The following is a 20,011-nucleotide window of genomic DNA, read 5'->3' on the forward strand; positions in this document are numbered from 1 at the left end:
ATTTGAAAGGATGATGAAAATGGCGAAACACAGCTTGGAAACACGATTGGTGCAATTAGGGAATCACAGTGATGCAAAAACTGGAGCCGTAAGCCCTCCTATTTACTTATCGACAGCATATGCGCATGAAGCACTTGGCAAGTCGACAGGGTTTGACTATACACGTACAAAAAATCCAACACGCAGCATTTTGGAAGAAGGCATCGCGAACCTTGAAGAAGGAGATGCAGGGTTTGCCTGCAGCTCTGGAATGGCGGCTATCCAACTTGTCTTGTCGCTGTTCCGTCCAGGTGACGAGCTGTTGGTGCCAGAAGACATTTACGGCGGAACTTATCGGCTGCTCGGCCATTTCGCCGACGTCTACAATATCCAGGCTACTCATGCAGAATTCAAAGATGTTGAATCAACTGAACAGCAAATCACCATTCAAACACGGGCGTTGTTTATCGAAACTCCAACGAACCCATTGATGCAGGAAATAGATCTCCGAGCTTATGCAGCACTCGCAAAAAAGCACAATTTATTGCTTATTGTCGATAATACATTTCTAACCCCTTATCTCCAGCAGCCACTTGCAATAGGAGCGGATATTGTCATCCATAGCGCCACTAAGTACATAGGCGGCCATAACGATGTATTAGCTGGAGTGATTGCCGCAAAAGGCAAAAGCCTATGTGAGCGATTAGCCACTATGCATAATGCCACCGGTGCCGTGCTGTCCCCGTTCGATTCATGGCTTTTGATTCGTGGATTGAAGACTTTGCCTCTCCGTATGAGGCAGCATGAAAATAACACCAAAAAGATTGCTGCTTTTTTAGAAGAACAGCCCGTCATTTCACAAGTTTTATATCCCGGTAAAGGCGGCATGCTGTCATTCCGGCTGCAAAAAGAAGAATGGGTTGCTCCATTCCTCTCAAACATCCGTCTGATCGCTTTTGCAGAAAGCCTTGGCGGAGTGGAAAGTTTCATCACTTACCCGGCGACCCAAACTCATGCGGATATTCCAGAAAAAGAACGGCTGCGCCGCGGCATATGTAATCGCCTGCTCCGGTTTTCAGTCGGCATTGAAGATGCTGACGATTTAATTGCTGATTTAACCCAGGCTTTCGCCAAACTTGAAAAGGAGGCTCTTCGCTTATGACCGATCATTTGGAAACTCAATTTATCCACTCAACCGGAATTGACCGACAGACTGGCGCAGTGAACGTCCCTGTTTATTTATCTTCAACTTATCATCAGCCCAGCTTTGACGAATTCGGCCCTTTCGACTATAGCCGTTCGGGAAACCCAACGCGCTTGAAGCTGGAAGAAACCATTGCCAAACTTGAAAACGGCACGCGCGGTTTTGCGTTCGCTTCTGGCATGGCTGCCATTTCTTCCGCTTTTATGCTGCTTTCAGCCGGCGATCATGTTTTGATTTCTGAAGACGTTTACGGCGGCACTTACCGTTTCGTTACAGAAGTGCTGAATAAATTCCATATCGATTATACGTTCGTCAATATGACCGATTTAAGTGAAATGGCAGAAGCAATCCGGCCGAATACAAAAGTGATTTATATTGAGACGCCGTCTAATCCTGTGATGAACATCACTGATATTGAAATCGCTGCAAAACTGGCGAAAGCGAACGATTGCCTGACATTTGTCGATAATACTTTCATGACTCCTCTTTATCAAAATCCGTTGGACCTTGGAGCGGACCTTGTCTTACATAGTGCGACGAAGTTCTTGTCCGGGCATAGCGATATTATCGCAGGGCTCGCCGTTACCAAAGATGCGGAACTAGGAGACCGGCTCGGGTTTATCCAAAACACTTTCGGTTCGATTTTGGGAGCTCAGGATTCCTATAATTTGATCCAAGGCATTAAAACTTTGGGAGCACGGCTCAAACAGTCAGCCGCTTCAGCCCGCATCATCGCCGACTATCTGCACAGCCATCCGGTGATCGAAGAAGTCTTCTATCCCGGATTCCGTTTCCATCCGGGATATCCGATTCATGAACGGCAAGCTTCAGGCGCAGGAGCGGTCCTATCTCTCCGCTTGGCAGATAAAGCAGCTGCCCGGACGTTTGTTGAGAGCTTGCGCATTCCCATCTTCGCTGTCAGCTTAGGCGCAGTCGAGTCGATTTTATCGTACCCAGCGACGATGTCCCATGCCTCTATGCCGAGAGAAGAACGTGAAAAGCGGGGCATTACAGACGGATTATTGCGCCTGTCAGTCGGATTGGAGCATACCGATGATTTACTGGAAGACTTGGAACAAGCATTGCAGAAAGTCCGGGAATCTGCCGGAATCACATCGTCTATACGATAAAAAGCAACTTTCCTCCTCTTGTCCAATAAAAAAAGCCGTTCAATTGATTAGATTGAACGGCTTTCAGCTTGTTGGGAAAGTTGAAATTTGTATAAGGTCATCCCTTAACCGATATTCCGCCAACCAGCTGCGCTTGCCGCGGGCGAGCGCCAAGCCTCCTCAGCCGCTTCGCGCCTTGCGGGGTCTCGGCTGTCTCGCTATCCCGCAGGCGTCTCCGCTGGTTGGCTCCATATCTAGGTGAGTAGGAATAAACAAGAGAGGAATTTCTTAAACCGTCCCACTTTAGAGAGTCTCTAAAAGTGACAACAGAGAGCTGAATGCAGCGGAAGGCGGCGACTTCTGCGGGAATAGGGCGAGTCCTGAGACCCCGCAGGGAGCGCCAGCGAGCGAGGAGGCTTAGGCCGCCCCCCGCGAAAAGCGTCCGCCCTGGAGCGAAATGGAAAAGGCTGCCGAGAGTTTCTCGACAGCCTGAAAGCCGTTCAATCGATTAGATTGAACGGCTTTCTTCTATATATATGTTAACTGCCTGACCCGGCCGCAACTTCAACTGACTGATTTTCCTGCACAGATGCGTATTTTGCTACACCTGTTTCCACTGCAGCTTTTGCAACAGCTGCCGCCACTGCTGGGGCTACCCGCAGATCGAATGGAGCCGGAATCACGTAATCATCATGAATTTCCTTTTCCTCAATCAAACCGGCAATGGCATGTACAGCTGCAACTTTCATCTCGTCATTGATTTCACTTGCCTGTATGTCTAATGCGCCTCTGAAAATCCCCGGGAATGCCAACACATTATTGACTTGGTTCGGGAAATCAGAGCGGCCTGTTCCAACTACACGGGCGCCTGCTTCTTTTGCCAAATGCGGTAAAATTTCAGGGTTTGGATTAGCCATTGCGAAAATAATCGAGTCTTGAGCCATACTGCGAACCATGTCCTGGGTAAGAGCACCTTCTGCCGAAACCCCGATAAAGACATCTGCTCCTTTGATCACTTCACTCAGCAAGCCTTCAATACGTTCAGGATTTGTATTTTCTGCCACTTTTTCCTTGAACGGATTCATGCCATACGTCCGTCCTTTAAAAATCGCGCCTTTCGTGTCGCACATAATCAACTGGCTGCAACCGAACTTTCTCAATAGCTTAACCACCGCAATACCGGCAGCTCCTGCTCCGTTGACGACTATTTTCGTCTCTGAAATATTTTTTCCGACTAATTTCAATGCGTTGGTCAAGCCAGCTAATGTGACAATCGCAGTTCCGTGCTGATCATCATGGAAAACCGGAATGCCCATTTCTTCTTTCAAACGCTGTTCGACAATAAAACATGTCGGAGCGGAAATATCTTCCAAGTTTACGCCGCCAAAACCGGGTTCCAGCAATTTAACAGTCTGTATGATTGTTTCAGCATCGGTAGTATTCAAGCAAATCGGAAAAGCGTCCACTCCAGCGAATTCCTTGAACAATACAGCTTTTCCTTCCATTACCGGCAATGCTGCTTCAGGGCCAATATTGCCAAGGCCAAGAACCGCTGTTCCATCAGTGACAACCGCCACAGTATTGCCTTTCATCGTATAGTCGTATACTTTACGGCGGTCTTGTGCTATTTCCTTGCATGGTTCAGCCACTCCGGGAGAATAGGCCAAGCTTAAATCCCGTTCATTTTTCACCGACACTTTTGATCGGACTTCCAGCTTTCCTTGATGTTTTCGGTGCAAATGCAAAGAATCGTTTTTTAGGTTCGACATTGCCTCATCTCCCTTTATTCATAATTGTTCATTATAAAGAGTTTTCAGAAAAAGGGAAGGCTTTTTCAGCCATTGGCATAACAATTCATCCTTTTGTCTGAGACGAAGAAAAAAGGAAGCGCTTTCTAAGCCGCTTCCTGCCCAAACCTATAATGGGTGCTATAGCCCCATCTAAAATAATTGCCGGTCCCTGCCATCGAGAGAGCAGATTCACTAGCAATGGAAAGCGCCAAACCTGTGATTCCTTTCACATTAAATAAGCATTTTTGATGCAGCATCGGAGACAGGAATTTTGCTAGAACTCGTTCATTTCAATATTTGCATATCTTGGAAGAATCAGCGAATCGGATTTGCAGCGGCAGTGAGTTTACATTTTCCGGACAAAAGGAGTTTACGATAATGCGGCTGTTCCTATCTCGAATGCAGCCACTTTCCTCCATTCATTAACGCCATGCCTTAAGAATTTTTAAGCTTAGATCGCAGTCCAGCCGCCATCCACTTTAATCGTTTCACCCGTGACAAAATTCGCTAAATCAGAAGCCAAGTAAAGGACCGCTCCTGAAGTATCTTTTGGTTGTGATAAGCCGTCCAAAAGGATGCGGCTATGTACTTCATTTTTGAATTCTTCGTCTTCAAACATTTTGGCAGTAAATTCGGTTTCAATGAATGTCGGAGCCACAGCATTTACACGGATGCCGTTTTTTGCCCACTCCACTGCCAGCGCTTTTGTCAGCTGTACCAAGCCGCCTTTGCTCGAGCAGTAAGCAGCCCGTTTAACGAATCCAACAAAAGCCATTTGGGAAGCAATATTGATGATACGGCCGCTTTTTTGAGTCAGCATATATTTCGCAGCCGCCTGGCTGGCAAAAAAAGCGGTCTTTAAATTCAAATCAAGAACTGTATCCCAATCTTCTTCAGTCACTTCCATTGCCGGCTTAGCAATATTGACGCCTGCATTGTTGACGAGCACATCAACAGTGCCAAAATGTGCGGCTGCCGTATCGATAAGAAATTTTACTTCTTTAATGTCGCTTAAATCTCCCGATACTGCAATACAGCGGTCGTTATATTTCTGTAATTCATTCAACGTCTCCTGCAGCACCGTTTTGTCACGGCCTGAAATTACCACATTGGCATTCAGTTTGGCAAAAGTCAGAGCAATGTCTTTGCCGATTCCTTTGCTGCTGCCTGTAACAATTACTGTCTTGTTTTCCAGTTCAGAAAAGTATGCGCTCATTTGCCGTTCTCCTTAATTGTTTTTATATCGTTTTTCAGAAAGTGAATAAGCGTCTGTTCCCTTTCCGCATTGATTTTCTCTGATATCTCTGGATCCCATCTGTAAAATCCTTCTCCATTTTTATCTCCAAATTTCTTTTCTTCCACCAGTTTTGTCAGAACTTTACCAGAGCGCTGAGCTTTTGAGAGATCCTCGAACAAATAATTCGAGATGGCAGAAAATACATCCAGTCCGCCCATGTCCGCTGTCATAAGCGGTCCAGTTACCGGCAGACGGCGACCGATGCTGTATGTCACTGCAGCATCGATATCTTCTTTTGTGGCAACCCCAGAATCTAACAAGTCCTGTGCTTCCCGGAACAGCGCATACTGCAGACGGTTGCCGATAAATCCGGGCAGTTCCTTGTTTAATAGAATCGGTTTTTTATTCATGCCAAAGAGCACATCCATGGCGCGCCCTACTGTTGCATCATCCGTATGTTCGCCTTTGACCACTTCCACTAAAGGGATCAAATGGCCGGGATTCCAGAAATGAGTCACGACAAAACGGTTCGGATGCTTCATCTCTTCAGCCAGCATGCTTGGCTTAAAGCCGGATGTGTTGCTGGCAATGATGACTTCATCGTTTACCATCTCTTCAAGTTTTTTATACATCTCTTTCTTCAGTTCCAGAACTTCCGGAATTACTTCGATGATGAATGTAGCGCCTTCCACTACTTCTGCAAGCGACGTTGAGAACTGAATACGCCCTTTAATTTCCTCAGCTTCTTTTTCATCGAATAAACCGTTTTCTGACATGACTTTGAGTTTATTGCGCAGCCCTTTCCTTGCATTTTCAAGATCTTTGTCATTGATGCCATATACTTTTACCGTTTGTCCTGCCCAAGCTGCCGATAGCGCAATGGAATGACCCATTGTACCGCAGCCTAAAATCGAAATCTTTTCCATAGTTTGCACCTCTTTTTTTATTATGTATAACGAACTATACCCAACAAACTGAGAAACTAATAGTTTGCTGGGTATTTTCATTGGGTCAACTAACATTCGTCTAGGAATGCCCTTACTGATTGAAGTTTCCTTATATGCCGATGCCAAGTGAGAATAATACGACCGCTAAAGCTGCACCGATAAATGGCACTACAACAGTCAATGCACCGAATGCCGGGTAAGCATCTTTATGCGTTTCTCCAGCAATTGAACGGATAGTCGTAACAACATATCCACCTTGCGGCAATGAATCCAGGGATCCGGAAGAAATGGACACCGTTCTGTGCAAGGCTTCTGCATTGACGCCCATTTCGAGGTAATGCGGCGCAAGAAGCGGCAATGCAATCGCTTGGCCCCCTGAAGAAGATCCTGTTAGACCGGCAATAATGGCGACTGCCAATGCCCCGCCGATCAATGGGCTTCCTGGAATATCAGTCATGACACCGACTGCCGTTTCAAATGCAGGGGTCGCTCTGACGACTCCACCGAACCCGACAACAGCGGCTGTATTTGCAATGGCAATGACCGCTCCCAATGCGCCTTCGCTAAATGCATGGCCGATATTTCGGAAGTATTTTCTGTTGATGATATAAGTCGCTAAAATCCCGCCGCTCAAAGCAATGATCAAAGCTGATGTTCCAAGCGAATTATGGAAAAAGAATGAAATGATTAAAACCACCAAAAGTGGAAGCATACTAAGCAAAGGATTCGGCAATTCTTTGCGCTCTTCCCCAGGATCGTCTGACGCTCTAGCAACAAACCGCTCTCCTTTAGACATTGCTTTATTGATCATTTTCTTCAGCCACCAATAACCAAAGACCATCATAAAGACGGCAACGATTAAACTGACTTCCCAACCGGCATAAGGAGTAGTGCCCAGGAATTCGATCGGAATCCAGTTCTGGATTTCCGGTGACCCCGCTGAAGTCATCGTAAAAGTGGTCGAACCGAAAGCAAGCGCAGCCGGGATAAAACGCCGTGGAAGATCCGCTTGTTTAAATAAGCTAAGAGCCATCGGATAAACAGAAAATGCAACAACAAACAAACTGACGCCGCCATAAGTCAAAACTGCACAGGCGATTACAACCGCCAAAGCGGCCCGTTTCATACCGATTTTGCTGACAATCCATTTGGACACACTATCTGCCGCTCCACTGTCTTCCATTACTTTCCCGAAAATCGCCCCTGTCAGGAACATCAAGTACCAGGAAGCGATAAAGCCGGTAAAGCCGGTCATATAATTGGTCAAAAAGTTGGCAGCCCCTTCAGCAGCCAACTGGGGGAAAATCGGTAACCCATTAAAAACCGCAACCACTAATGCAGTAATTGGTGCAGCAATCAGCAAGTTCATGCCTCTCATCGTCAAATAAATTAATAATGCCAAACCGCCAAATAAGCCGATCATACCTATCATGAACTTTCCTCCATCATCCCTTGTTTGTGTAAAGCGTTGCGTATACAGATACAAGGTTTCTGTGGATAAACAGATAAGCAGCGGGAGTTTGAACTCCCGCCAGCTTCTTTATCCATTATTTATTTCCGTAGCGTCTGACCCGAAGAAGTGCCTGCTCAGCGTGCCCTACAAAATTCTCCAATTGGCATAGGCGCGCTGCATACTCACCAATATATACACTTGCTTCCGGTGTGGTGACTTTTTGATACGTAACCGTCTTAATGAACTTGCCTACCCAAAGACCGCCAGTGTAGCGCGCCGCACCTTTTGTCGGCAATGTATGGTTAGTGCCGATTACTTTATCGCCATAGGCGACGTTTGTCTCCGGCCCTAAGAATAAGCAGCCGTAGTTTGTCATATTTTCTAAGAAATAATCCGGGTCTTCTGTCAGGATTTCCACATGTTCAAACGCTAAGCGATCCGCTTCAATCCGTGCTTCTTCAATCGAATCAACAATCAGGATCTGGCCGTAATCTTCCCATGATACGCGTGCTACATCTGCAGTCGACAAGGTTTGGAGCTGTCGTTCAATTTCCTTCACAGTTTCTTCAGCCAGCTGCTCAGAAGTTGTGATCAATGCGCCAGGTGATGTCGGCCCATGCTCTCCTTGTCCAAGAAGGTCAGTCGCTATCATTTCAGCATCTGCTGTATGATCTGCCACCACTAAAGTTTCGGTCGGCCCAGCAAACAAGTCGATGCCGACTCTTCCATAAAGCTGTCGTTTCGCTTCAGCGACAAACGCGTTCCCAGGTCCAACAATCATATCAACCGCTTCGATTGATTCTGTACCGATTGCCATCGCCCCCATCGCCTGGATGCCGCCAAGAAGATAGATCTCATCTGCTCCGGCTAAAGACATGGCAGCAATTGTCGCGTTTGGAATTTCTCCGTTGATAGGCGGTGTGCAAGCGATTACACGTTTTACTCCAGCAACTTTAGCGGTCATAACGCTCATATGCGCTGAAGCAACCATTGGATACCTTCCTCCCGGGATATAGCATCCGACACTGTTCACCGGAATATTTTTATGGCCAAGAATTACACCAGGAATATGTTCCACTTCTATATCTTTCATTGAAGCAAGCTGTGCTTCCGCAAACGCGCGGATATTCTTTTGGGCAAATTTAATATCTTCGATCACCTCATCCGGCACTTTGGAAACGATTTCATTTATCTGCGCATCGGATAAACGGAAGGCCTCTGGCGCCCATTTATCAAATTTCTCAGATAGTTCCCGCACTGCCTGGTCTCCTCTTGTTTCAATATCTTTTAAAGCCTCCGTTACAATTTGAGATACTTTCGAATCGTTGGCGCTTACTTCTTCCTGTGATTTCCCTGCTTTATATACTTTTACCATAGAATTTCCTCCTTTTTTGAATACGTATGCAAAATAAGGTACTACAAAAAGGATATTTCAAATAATCAAAAAAGTCAATCTCCACTAAGTAGTTGATCTTTCAATCAAGCAGCCATCCACTTCTACCGCTTCTGCCAGTCCAGTATATTCAGCAATTTCGTTCAGTAAATACGCTACGGTTGCCTCAACCATATTTTCAATTGGCTGCTCCCAAGTAGTCAATTGATATGCTGGCCAGGAAGCCATGTCAATATTATCAAAACCGACCACTTTCGTTTCTTCCGGGATTTTGATGCCGCTGTTTTTAAGCGCATCCAATACACCAAGTGCCATAATATCATTTGCCACAAAAAATGCAGCTGGAAGGTTCCTTTCCCCGATAATTTGCATCGCCGTTTGATAACCTCCGTTATATGTGTAATCAGAAGAAAACTGGCTGAAAGCAATTTTTCGCTGGTCCAAAATTTCCTGAAAGCCTATTTGCCGCTCCCGGCTTGTCGACGTGTCTTCATCTCCAGCTATATAGGCCATGTCTGTGGCACCTTTACTGATTAAGAACTCTGCAACTTTCCGGCCGGCATCCACGTTATTGCAGCACACCGAATAAAATTCATCGGTATTCAACTTTCGGTTAAAAAATACCACTGGAATTTTATTCATTTCAAATTTCTTTGCGACTGTTGATGCCATCGCGGCATCCGTAATAATGACGCCTGCAACATTGTAATTCAGTAAAGTTTCTACATCTTCTGCTTCAATTTCATCTTTATTGGTATGGACGAATAGTATGCTGTACCCTTCTTCTTTGAATGCAGTCGCAAATTGTTTTAGCACTTGAGGATAAAAAGGATTCTGCACCCCCTTCATCACCATTCCGATAATTCTTGTCCGATTGGTAATTAAACTGCGGGCAAACTCATTGGGACGATACCCCAGTTGTTCAGCTGCAGCCATAATTTTAGCTCGGGTCTTCTCCGATACTTTTGCCCCGTCAAAAAACACCCTTGACACTGATGACTGTGAAACCCCTGCTAGTTTTGCTACATCTTTTGCTGTAACGGCCTGTCTCATAACGTTCAATCCTTTTCCCTAATCTCGAACTCTAGAATACACCATTAATGTATTGTTGGCATTAAATTAAATTAAATTAGTGAACCAAGAAAACACCGGCGAATTGCATATACCGGTGTTTTCTGAAGTTATTCAATTGACTCCAGGCTAGAAGTTACAACAAATTCCTCTTCCCCTTCCCCCATCCGGAATTCCCGTTTTACTTCCCCAAATCCTTCGACGAGGTAGGTCCGGAGCAAAGCACCTTCTTCGCTGGTATTTTCCAACAGAATCGCCTCGTCAAAGTTGCGGTATGGTGTTTCAACCTGCGCATCAGTTTGAATAACGGTCATGCCTTTGACTTGATCACCTATTTCTATTGGTGTTTCCAGAAACAAGGCCATCGGTTCCAATGCCTGCAGTTCTTCTGCAGTCGGCTGATAATCCTCATAATACTCGGGCTGTTCTTTGACCAAGTCTATCCGATTTTCTTCGAGCCGGTATACCCGCAATGTCACTGTTCCCCCGTTATCTTCATAAACGGCAATGTGATGATCTTCCAAATATTCGGTCCGCAGCGTAATGGCCGCAAATTCGTTTCCTTCACCTTTAAACTTTGCTGTTGTACCGTCTTCCATGAAAAAAGCATAAAGATCTGTCTGGTTCTCATTCGATTCCTCTGCCGCTGCCTCTTCACCGTCAGACTGATCTACTTCTTGCGGTATTTCTGTTTCAGGCTCTGGAGTTCCTACTTCCGGCATCACTGGTTCTGGCCCACAGGCAGTAAGCATCGATATAAATACGAGCATTCCTATTAACCGTATCCATTTCATTTAAATCTCTCCTTTTTTGAATTAGACGTAATTCATTGCTGGCCGTTTCAAAAATAAAAACAGAAAGTATGGAAGTTTTAGGATTTTATTGGTAATATTTATTTTAATTGTTTAAAAAAATAGGCGAGGTAAATCATGAAAAAAAGAATTATGTTAATAGGAGTTGCCAGTTGTTTCTGGTTAACTGCGTGTTCAAATGTCAATGGGGATGATGGGGCAAGTTCAAAAGCAGCAGAAGAAAAAAGCTCGAATGTAGATTTGCTGGGTCAGCCATTTGAAGAAATAACTGCCCAGGAATGGGAAACCCTTCACTTAACAAAGAAGGATTTCGATTTATATTTAACACAGCTAAAAGTTAAAGATGCTAGTGGCATCCAGGAAATTGACGAAGTTAAAATGGGTTCAGGAAAAATCAGCATTATACTGAATAACCATGACGGGGAATCGCTTGATAATTTAGTGGCAGCACCTTTCCTGGATACTAAGGTAAGGCAAGTCTATATCCGTTCGGCTTATTACCAAGGGAAGCAGCCCACCATCATTATTTCCGATTTATCCGGAACTGTGCTTTCTAAAACTGTCGAACCTTTGGAAACTGTAATTCCGTAAATAAATAGGTTTAACGTGCAAGTTATACAAAACCCTCCCGCTAATGCGGGAGGGTTTAGACTGTAGACAAAGTGTGCTTGAAATGGATAAGACGGTATAAATCCCAACCGGTCCGGCCACTTCGCTTTCCGTGGGCACGGCCTCAGCCGCTTCACTCACTGCGTTCGCTCCAGGGTCTTCGGCTCGTGCTGCTCCCACAGGAGTCTCGTGGCCGGACCGGTTGGGGTGTCGCTTGACTTCAAGGCATCCCTTCCATACGTAATGCCGCTTTTCAGCTAAGTGAGGAGAAGCGTCATCCGGTTTTCACTTCACATCAGGTTCCGCAGCGGAAACCGAGAGGAGAACCTTTTTATTGATAGTTATTCACTTGATTTACAGTATATTCTTTTGTCTGCAAGCTCCCCCCTCCCGCTAATGCGGGAGGGTTTTCTATACTTTAATTAAATCGCCAAACAATGAAATCAAAAGCAGGCTGACTCCGCCGACGGAAAGTGCTGCAATTAATCCAATGTAAAATGGTTTAATCCCAAGCCCCTTAAAAATCTTTAAATTGGTCCCCAGTCCGACACCTGCCATAGCCAATCCCAGCATATAGGTGGAACCGAATGAACTCCAAAAGCCATAGAAATTTTCCCAAGCTTCTTCGCTGAACACGCCGAATGCCTGGCCATCTGAAGCAACAGCAGCATCTCCAATCGTACGCAACAAAGATAAAAATAAGAACCCGAGAATGAACAGCGGGAATAGCTTATACCATTTCGGCAATTTCGTTTCTTGGCTGCTCTTGTCGCCATTCCTAAAAAATAAATAAGATACAAAAGGAATCACTGCGATAATAAACAAATTACGGGTCAATTTGGTAATAGTCGCAACATCCACTACAGTATCAGAGTTGTACATTTGATCATAAATTAATGCAGCTCCCGTTACTTGTGCCGTATCATGTATGGCGGTTCCTAAAAACAGGCCGGCTTTTATCGGCTCTTCCGGAAAAAATGCATGTGCCAGATACGGATAGAACAGCATACCCAGCAACCCGAAAATTGTTATATTTGCGACTGCATATGAAATCTCATTTTCTTTCGCCTTAATAACCGGAGCTGTTGCCATGATAGCAGTCACGCCGCAAATACCAGTACCCGTCGCAATCAAAGTTCCCAGCCGGTTCGACTGATTCATCTTGCGGGTGAAAAACAATGTGACAAACAGCCCGACTGAAATGCATGCTACAATCAGCGGCAAACCCCAAGCACCAAGTTTTAACGCTTCCGTTAAACTCAAGCGCAGCCCCAGCAAAATAATCCCGGCACGCAGTGCATATTTTACTGCAAAACTTATTCCTTTTGAAAAAACATCCGGCAGGCCGATCGTGTTCCGTATAATTATCCCGATTAAAATTGCCACAAAGATTCCTGAAACCGGGCTGGCACTTCCTTCAGGCAAAATGCTGGCTGCCTCTAAAAGAAAACCGATTAAATCAGCACCGTAAATTCCAGCTGCCATTATCACCAAACAAATGAGCAATCCAGGAATATATATTACGGCTGGAATTCGTTTTAAATTGTCTGCCATTTTCCTTCTCCTCACTCGATGGTACTATGTACACTTTAAAATATCTTTCCTTATCTTAGCATTTATAAAGGGAAAAGTTGAACTTCTATTGCAAAACAAAAAGGCCATTCTATAAAAGAATGGCCTGAGCTATAGTTTAATGTTGGATAAACAAATCCTTTATTACTTCAATGACACGCTTTTGCTGATCAACTGTCATATTCGATCCAGACGGAAGACATAATCCTTCCCGGAATATCTTTTCACTAACCGCTTCCTCCCCATCATGGGCAAAAAACTGTGCATCTTTGAATAATTCCTGCTGATGCAATGGATTCCAGACATTGCGGGATTCAATGTTCTCAGCTTCCAATGCTTGCTTTATTACTTCAGGGGTAATAATAGTCAGTTCCGGATCGAGCGTCATCACACTCAGCCAGCGATTCGAATACGTGTCTTCAAGCTCGGGCTGGAAATTGATTGCCGGTATATCTTTAAGCCCTTCAGCATACCGTTCAAAGATTTCCCGTCGAGTGCATACTCGCTGATCAATAACTTCCAACTGCGCTCTTCCGATTCCAGCCAGTACATTGCTCATCCGGTAATTATACCCCATGACATGATGTTTGTAGAAAGGCGCCGGGTCTTTTGCTTGGGAACCCAAAAACCGCGCTTTTTCCAAGGCTTTTTGATCATTAGAGACAAGCATTCCCCCACTGGATGCCGTAATGATTTTATTGCCATTGAAAGAGAATATGCCGAATTTGCCGATTGTACCGCTTTTTTTGCCTTTGTATAAGGATCCCAGTGATTCGGCTGCATCTTCAATAATCGGCACATCATATTCTTGGCAAATAGCCATCAGTTCATCCATTTTCGCGCTTTGGCCGTATATATTAACGACAATAACCGCTTTCGGCAAGCGGCCTTCCTGGTCAGCTGCTTGAAAAGCTTTGCGCAAAGCGTTTGGAGACATATTCCAGGTTTCTTCTTCCGAGTCAATGAAAACCGGTTCAGCTCCGACATACAAAATAGGATTGGCACTTGCTACAAAAGTTAATGTCGAGCAAAATACGCGGTCATCTTTCCCCACGTCCAGCAGGCTGAGCGCCAAATGAATAGCGGCAGTTCCGGAACTTAATGCCGCCCCGCCAGCCGTCCCTACATAAGCTGCTAATTCTTCTTCAAATTTATCCACGTTCGGTCCGATTGGAGCAATCCAATTGGTTTCAAATGCTTCACTGATATAGTTCATTTCATTGCCAGTCATATGAGGAGCTGACAATAGGATTCTGTCTTTCTTCTCGACAGCAGGCAGAAAAATATTGGTCTGCTTGCCATGATCTATAGGGAGAATCTTCATCGTTTAACCACCTCATCATATTTTGGCATGCCATCAAAAGCAGCCGGGAGAAATTTTTTCGTGCTCTTTAAAATACTGTTATGCAAAAGATCCATTGACCTGCTTCCACTCCTTCAACGATTAATCAAAAGACAGTCTTTCTTTAATTGATATTATTGATGACGAGTTTATGCTTTGTGTTTGACTGTGCTGGAATTTCTTCAACGATTCGGATATTGAATCTCATATCCTCCCCGAAAATATATTCCATTTCTTCATGGATGCTGAGCGTCACAGCATTCGTATAACTTTCTGCAGCTTCAACCATTACATCGATTACATCCCGCGAATTTTGGATAAACTGGATCTTTCGGATATTGGAGGAAAACTTGCTGCTGGCCATCGACATATATAAGGCGGTGAATTTCCCTTTGCTCTTCGATTGAAGGTAATCCTCTTTCTTCCCTTTTATCTCTTTAAGAATCGGATGGGAATTGCCACATTCACATCGCTGCTTTTCTTTGGACATTTCAATCCGCTCGCCAATGTTATAACGGATCAGCGGCGTTCCATAAGTATTAAAACTGGTGACGACCATTTCCTGGTCTTCTGTTGTTTCAATCACTCCTGAACTCAGATTGTAATGGAGATTTCCTTTTACACACTCCGTTATAAAAGGCGCACCTTCTAATGAAGCGTAATGAACGCGAAGCGGGCAATCAAAAGCCTCTTCGATTTCTTTTCGATATGCTGAAGAAAGCGCCTCCACAGTAGAGAAAATAGCAATGGGCTTAAATGACAAAATGATATTATTCCGGTTGATGTATTTGGCGACTTCATAAATTGCGGAGGGTACGCCGTCTATAAAATCCGGTTTATAGTCATCCAGGTTTTCCACAAATGCTTTAACATTTTGTTCATTGCAGAAATAAGTGGAATACAAGCGCTGTTTAATGTAATAATTGTCCCGCCAAAAAACTTTTTTTTGTTGTCTCTTTGGAACGAAGCGCTCCGCACTGAACGTGGCGCGCTTCATTTCCAAATTAACAACTCCATGCTGTTTCTTGAAAAAATCAAGGAAAGCCATATATTTTTGCACATCTTCCTTTGTCAGAAGGAACTTCAAAGGGATTCCAGTGGAGTCCAATGTTTGGCTGACTAGCGCTGAATTTTCAGGAACGGTATACATGGACTTGATATTGTCGCGGATCGTTTCTTTTTCCAGGATTGGCAGTTTCTTAAGATCCTCTATGCTTTGAATTGATTCAATATCAATGTCTTTGTAATATTCCCGATAAAAAGGGCTATTTGCATAAGCATGTTTGAGCAATTTCTGCATTTCCAACTGCTGATGCTCTTTTTCCGACTGTTCATCTGAGTAATCGCGTTGGCCGAGCTTTTTCAAATACTTAAAATAGATATTTCCATACCTCTTTTTTGTTTTTCTATATCCCTCAACGCTTGTCAAAAGGTTTTGGAAGTAGATAGGCGAATTGTCGTATATTTTCATAGTCAAATCACGCATTCGCACTTCCTCCTTTAAATGATAGTAAGTTATTATGCAGCTAGTTCGGTTCTTGAGCGTCAAGCAAACTCACCTTTCGCTTCAACATTCCAGTTTTCTTGCCAGTCCGGCTCTTGGCGTTTGCGGTTGGCAAGCCTTATTAAGACGGCCTTTGTTTCTTCTGCCTCCATATCAGGCAATTGTTTGATAATCTTAAGCATTTCAACTTGGCTGATCGGAGTGGATTTTCCGATGTATATTTTCGGGAAGATTTTCTCTTCTTGAATTTCACTGGCATCCAGCAGCTCTTCGTAAAGTTTTTCTCCAGGGCGCATGCCTGTGAACTGTATTTTGATTTCGTTTTCTTCGTATCCTGATAACTTGATCAAGTTACGTGCCAAATCGACAATTTTAACCGGTTCTCCCATGTCCAGAACAAACACTTCTCCTCCGGAAGCCAAAAGTCCGGCTTGGATAACGAGTCGGGAAGCTTCTGGAATGGTCATGAAATAACGTGTCATTTCCGCATCGGTTATTGTGATCGGACCGCCTTTGGCAATCTGTTCTTTAAATAGCGGTACAACACTGCCTCTTGAACCCAATACATTTCCGAAGCGGACTGCTGAAAAAGTGGTTTTGCTGTTAATTGCTAAGTTTTGGACAATCATTTCAGCAAAACGCTTCGTGGCACCCATAATATTCGGTGGATTGACCGCCTTATCGGTTGAAATCATTACAAAGCTTCCAACTCCATACTTATCAGCAGCTTCCGCAACATTTTTTGTGCCAAACACATTGTTTTTTACAGCTTCCAACGGGTTTGCTTCCATGAGCGGCACATGTTTATGGGCAGCTGCATGGTAAATCATATCTGGACGGAATTTATTGACGACATGAAAAATCCGTTCCCGGTCTTGAACATCCGCAATAATTGGAATGATTTCAATAGTTTTAGGCAATTTGCGGCGGAGTTCCATGTCGATTGTATAAATCGAATTTTCTCCATGTCCCAATAAAAGAATGCGAGCTGGATTGAAGTTGGAAATCTGCCGGCATATTTCTGAACCGATTGATCCTCCGGCACCAGTAACCATGACCGTTTTCCCTGTTACTTGCTCTTCAATAGCGGCCATGTCCAATTTGACTTCCTCACGTCCAAGCAAGTCTTCAATTTTCACATCCCGGATATCGCTGACCTTGATTTTGCCGGTCATTAAATCTTCTATGCGTGGCAGTGTCTGTGTTTTAGCACCTGTATCGATGCATTTTTTAGTCAGTTCAGCCATCTCTTTCTTAGATAACGAAGGAATCGCAATGACAATCTGATCAATCCGATGATCAACCACGAATTCCGGAATTTTATTAAGAGCTCCCACGACTTCTATTCCATTAATTTCAAGTCCCCATTGAGTTCGGTCATCATCTACAAAAATTACCGGGTTTTTTCCCCACTCCGGATTCTGCCTCATATGCCGCGCAATCATTCTTCCTGCCTGACCAGCCCCAATTACCATCGTCCGGCTCGTCATTATCGCTTTTTTCTTTATTTTTTCTTCCTGAAGAATCCTTAAGGAAATCCGGGAAGTTCCAATGAAGAAAATCAGCAGCATCCATGAAAGCATCAATGTTCTTACATATAATTGACTTGAATACGCATACTGCATGATCATTGCAACAAATATGGTCAACGATACCGCCGTCACGATCGATTTCAACTCATCGACAGAGGCATAAGACCACACTTTACGGTATAAACCGAAATGCCAGGCAAATGAATGATATGCGATGAAAAGCGTTACTGTGCTGATAAAAAGCATTTCATTAGACAGAACGCTCGCATATGGATACAGAAACAAATAACATGCATAAATGGAGGAGAGAAGGATCAGTGAGTCAATGAAGAATAATGAAATGAATCTTTTCTTTATCGTCAATTGAATTACCCCATCTCATCTTTCATTGTGAACAGCTTTCAATTGCTGTAATTATGGTAATAGTAATTATCTTTGGTCAGCTGGTAGTTGTTCATGACAACGCCCAGGATGAAAGCTTTTGAAGTGACAAGTGCGTCTCTGGCTTTTTTGACGCTGTCTTTTTCCGTCTTTCCTGTATTCACTACCAATACAGTTCCATCGCATTTATTCGCCAGGATTTTTGAATCCGTCACTGCCAGCAAAGGCGGAGAATCGATGATGATCAAGTCGTATCTCGCTTTCATTTCTTCCAATAAGGTGTCCAGTGCAGGCGAACTGAGCAGTTCCGCCGGATTTGATGGAATCTGCCCGCATAACAGGAGATCCAACCCCACTACACCGCTTCTTTTTACGGTGTCCTGTAATCTTCCTTTTTTCAGCAGCAGGTTTGATAAGCCGATTTTATTGCTGAGCTGGAAAGAATGATGCAAAGTCGGGCGTCTCATATCAGCATCGACCAGCAGTACCCGTTTGCCTGATTCTGCATAGACAATGGCCATATTGCAGGAAGTAGTCGATTTCCCTTCTTCTTTCGAAGCAGACGTGAACAGGATTGTTTGCGTGTCATCGCTTGGCAAAGAAAAATTGATATTTGTCCGGATGGTCCGGTATTGTTCAGTAACGAGTGATTGCGGTTTAGTACGACCCACCAATTTTCGGGTTGCTGACCGCTTTGATTTTTTCTGTGTCCACATCAGCTATCAACTCCTTCTTATCATTAATATTTGCCGATCTTTTAAATTCCTTGACTTCTGGCACTGTGCTGACGATTCCCAGCACTTGAAGGCCGACAATTTCTTCAATATCTTCTTCTTTCCGGATTGTTGTGTTCATTTGATCCAGCAAAATAGCAAGACCCGTGCCTAACATGAAACCGATAATTGCCCCGATTGCCATATTGAACATCGGATCCGGCTTCACTGGATCAGGATCAATTGGTACAATAGCAGGCGCCAAAATATTGACGTTGTCCACATTCATCAAGCTTTTAATTTTCGCCTGAAATACTGAAGCAGTTGTATTTGCGATCAGAACGGCTCTTTCCATAGATACATCTTCAACTTCTACAGTAAGAATTTGAGAATTCTCTGCGCTGGAAACTGAAATGTTTTCGTTTAGATCTGAAACTGATTCTTTCAATTCCAGTTCCTCAATCACTTCCGTTAAAATAGCCGGGCTTTTAATAATGATGTTATACGTTTCAACCAATTGAAGATTGGCATCAATATTTAGCTGCTCACTGGCTTGCAGCGGATTTGTGACTCGCTGGTTAACAAGAATTTGTGTAGAAGCCTCGTAAATGGGTTTCATCATTGTGTAGCTGACAATTCCGCTCAATGCGACAAACAATAAAGTCACAATGATGATCAGCGGGAGCCGCTTCCGTAAAGCTTGTAAAAATTCCTTGATATTGAACGTACTTTCCATGCCTTACACCTCTATTTCTAATTGGTTTTGAACTGCTTTTAATGCAATTGCTTTTCAGCAAATTGGCCGATATAAAAAATTTTTGAATATTTGCCGTTATAGGCGTTTAACATCAAAATGATCCAGAGCACTAAACCGATTGGCGATAAGATAACCCCGGACAGCCAGCCAATCATTGGAAGCATGCCCAGTACCGTAAATACGGTAAAAAACACAATGGATAAATAAATGGATTGAAATGCATGGAAACGGACAAATCGATTTTCTCGTTCGATTAAAAGTAAAATGAAACCAGAGAAAAAACCGAATAAGTAAGCAAGCGAACCAGCAATATTTTCAGTGAGCCCGATCGAAGTACTATCTGAGCCTGCAACGCCCACTTCTGCAGGCCGTTTGAACACTGTTTGCTTTTCCAGATTTCCCAGTTGCTGCTCATTGGACATTTTAAAGTTGTTCTCAACCATGTTCTGTTCCTCCTTTATTCTCAATCATTTGACCTAATACTAAAGTGGTTAGGTTAAAAAGAAGTTAAATAGTTTTAATAATTCAAATAATTTTTCAATAAAAAAATAATCTCCGATCCTTTTGTCTTATGGACAAAAATATCGGAGATTCTGTATGGGTATT

General features: G+C 43.9%; 17 protein-coding genes. 3 read left to right on the top strand and 14 right to left on the bottom strand.

The genetic code is table 11. The annotated features are described in order from the left end of the window. Positions 1 to 19 precede the first annotated feature (19 nt). Both ACSFXN_RS00130 and metC read left to right on the top strand, forming a co-directional pair. Positions 20 to 1,141 carry a methionine biosynthesis PLP-dependent protein gene (locus tag ACSFXN_RS00130; protein ID WP_437148172.1) on the top strand — a complete coding sequence of 374 codons (1,122 nt, stop codon included), beginning with the start codon at positions 20 to 22 and terminating at the stop codon, positions 1,139 to 1,141. After that, the gene (metC, locus tag ACSFXN_RS00135; protein ID WP_437148173.1) at positions 1,138 to 2,313 is read left to right on the top strand and encodes a cystathionine beta-lyase; all 1,176 of its coding nucleotides are present in this window, start codon (positions 1,138 to 1,140) and stop codon (positions 2,311 to 2,313) included. The genes ACSFXN_RS00130 and metC overlap by 4 nt, the downstream gene beginning before the upstream one ends. A gap of 518 nt (positions 2,314 to 2,831) precedes the next feature. On the opposite strand, the gene ACSFXN_RS00140 is transcribed toward metC, so the two are convergent. The 7 genes from ACSFXN_RS00140 to ACSFXN_RS00170 all read right to left on the bottom strand — a co-directional run bounded on the left by ACSFXN_RS00140 (position 2,832) and on the right by ACSFXN_RS00170 (position 10,977). Then, a complete protein-coding gene (locus tag ACSFXN_RS00140) occupies positions 2,832 to 4,061 on the bottom strand; it encodes an NAD(P)-dependent malic enzyme (RefSeq protein WP_437148174.1) in 1,230 nt (409 codons plus the stop codon). 472 nt (positions 4,062 to 4,533) lie between these two features. Next, entirely contained in the window at positions 4,534 to 5,298 is a 765-nt protein-coding gene (locus tag ACSFXN_RS00145; protein ID WP_437148175.1) for an SDR family NAD(P)-dependent oxidoreductase, read from the bottom strand. After that, a complete protein-coding gene (locus ACSFXN_RS00150) occupies positions 5,295 to 6,245 on the bottom strand; it encodes a 3-hydroxyacyl-CoA dehydrogenase family protein (protein ID WP_437148176.1) in 951 nt (316 codons plus the stop codon). The genes ACSFXN_RS00145 and ACSFXN_RS00150 overlap by 4 nt, the downstream gene beginning before the upstream one ends. Positions 6,246 to 6,375: 130 nt before the next feature. Beyond that, complete coding sequence (locus ACSFXN_RS00155; protein WP_437148177.1) at positions 6,376 to 7,698, bottom strand: GntP family permease; 1,323 nt, start codon at positions 7,696 to 7,698, stop codon at positions 6,376 to 6,378. 115 nt (positions 7,699 to 7,813) lie between these two features. Further along, complete coding sequence (hisD, locus tag ACSFXN_RS00160) at positions 7,814 to 9,094, bottom strand: histidinol dehydrogenase (RefSeq protein WP_437148178.1); 1,281 nt, start codon at positions 9,092 to 9,094, stop codon at positions 7,814 to 7,816. 84 nt (positions 9,095 to 9,178) lie between these two features. Beyond that, on the bottom strand, positions 9,179 to 10,165 hold the full coding sequence (locus tag ACSFXN_RS00165; protein ID WP_437148179.1) for a LacI family DNA-binding transcriptional regulator: 987 nt from the start codon (positions 10,163 to 10,165) through the stop codon (positions 9,179 to 9,181). A 128-nt stretch (positions 10,166 to 10,293) separates the two neighbouring features. Continuing rightward, positions 10,294 to 10,977, bottom strand: a complete 684-nt coding sequence (locus ACSFXN_RS00170) for a hypothetical protein (RefSeq protein WP_437148180.1) — start codon at positions 10,975 to 10,977, stop codon at positions 10,294 to 10,296. 135 nt (positions 10,978 to 11,112) lie between these two features. On the opposite strand from ACSFXN_RS00170, the gene ACSFXN_RS00175 reads away from it, so the two are divergent. Then, the gene (locus ACSFXN_RS00175; RefSeq protein WP_437148181.1) at positions 11,113 to 11,586 is read left to right on the top strand and encodes a hypothetical protein; all 474 of its coding nucleotides are present in this window, start codon (positions 11,113 to 11,115) and stop codon (positions 11,584 to 11,586) included. 429 nt (positions 11,587 to 12,015) lie between these two features. Here ACSFXN_RS00175 and ACSFXN_RS00180 read toward each other — a convergent pair whose 3' ends face one another. The 7 genes from ACSFXN_RS00180 to ACSFXN_RS00210 all read right to left on the bottom strand — a co-directional run bounded on the left by ACSFXN_RS00180 (position 12,016) and on the right by ACSFXN_RS00210 (position 19,848). Further along, a complete protein-coding gene (locus ACSFXN_RS00180; protein WP_437148182.1) occupies positions 12,016 to 13,158 on the bottom strand; it encodes a YeiH family protein in 1,143 nt (380 codons plus the stop codon). Positions 13,159 to 13,294: 136 nt separating this feature from the next. Continuing rightward, positions 13,295 to 14,500 carry a DegT/DnrJ/EryC1/StrS family aminotransferase gene (locus ACSFXN_RS00185; protein ID WP_437148183.1) on the bottom strand — a complete coding sequence of 402 codons (1,206 nt, stop codon included), beginning with the start codon at positions 14,498 to 14,500 and terminating at the stop codon, positions 13,295 to 13,297. A 142-nt stretch (positions 14,501 to 14,642) separates the two neighbouring features. Next, positions 14,643 to 16,004, bottom strand: a complete 1,362-nt coding sequence (locus tag ACSFXN_RS00190) for a phenylacetate--CoA ligase family protein (protein ID WP_437148184.1) — start codon at positions 16,002 to 16,004, stop codon at positions 14,643 to 14,645. A 59-nt stretch (positions 16,005 to 16,063) separates the two neighbouring features. Then, on the bottom strand, positions 16,064 to 17,917 hold the full coding sequence (locus tag ACSFXN_RS00195) for a polysaccharide biosynthesis protein (protein ID WP_437148185.1): 1,854 nt from the start codon (positions 17,915 to 17,917) through the stop codon (positions 16,064 to 16,066). 38 nt (positions 17,918 to 17,955) lie between these two features. Continuing rightward, a complete protein-coding gene (locus ACSFXN_RS00200; RefSeq protein WP_300989904.1) occupies positions 17,956 to 18,651 on the bottom strand; it encodes a CpsD/CapB family tyrosine-protein kinase in 696 nt (231 codons plus the stop codon). After that, positions 18,593 to 19,384, bottom strand: a complete 792-nt coding sequence (locus ACSFXN_RS00205) for a YveK family protein (RefSeq protein ID WP_301854914.1) — start codon at positions 19,382 to 19,384, stop codon at positions 18,593 to 18,595. Before ACSFXN_RS00205 ends, ACSFXN_RS00200 begins: the two co-directional genes overlap by 59 nt. A gap of 38 nt (positions 19,385 to 19,422) precedes the next feature. After that, positions 19,423 to 19,848 carry a DUF4870 domain-containing protein gene (locus ACSFXN_RS00210; RefSeq protein WP_437148186.1) on the bottom strand — a complete coding sequence of 142 codons (426 nt, stop codon included), beginning with the start codon at positions 19,846 to 19,848 and terminating at the stop codon, positions 19,423 to 19,425. Positions 19,849 to 20,011: the final 163 nt, after the last annotated feature.

Source organism: Planococcus sp. 1R117A (assembly GCF_051417975.1).
GTDB lineage: Bacteria > Bacillota > Bacilli > Bacillales_A > Planococcaceae > Planococcus > Planococcus shenhongbingii.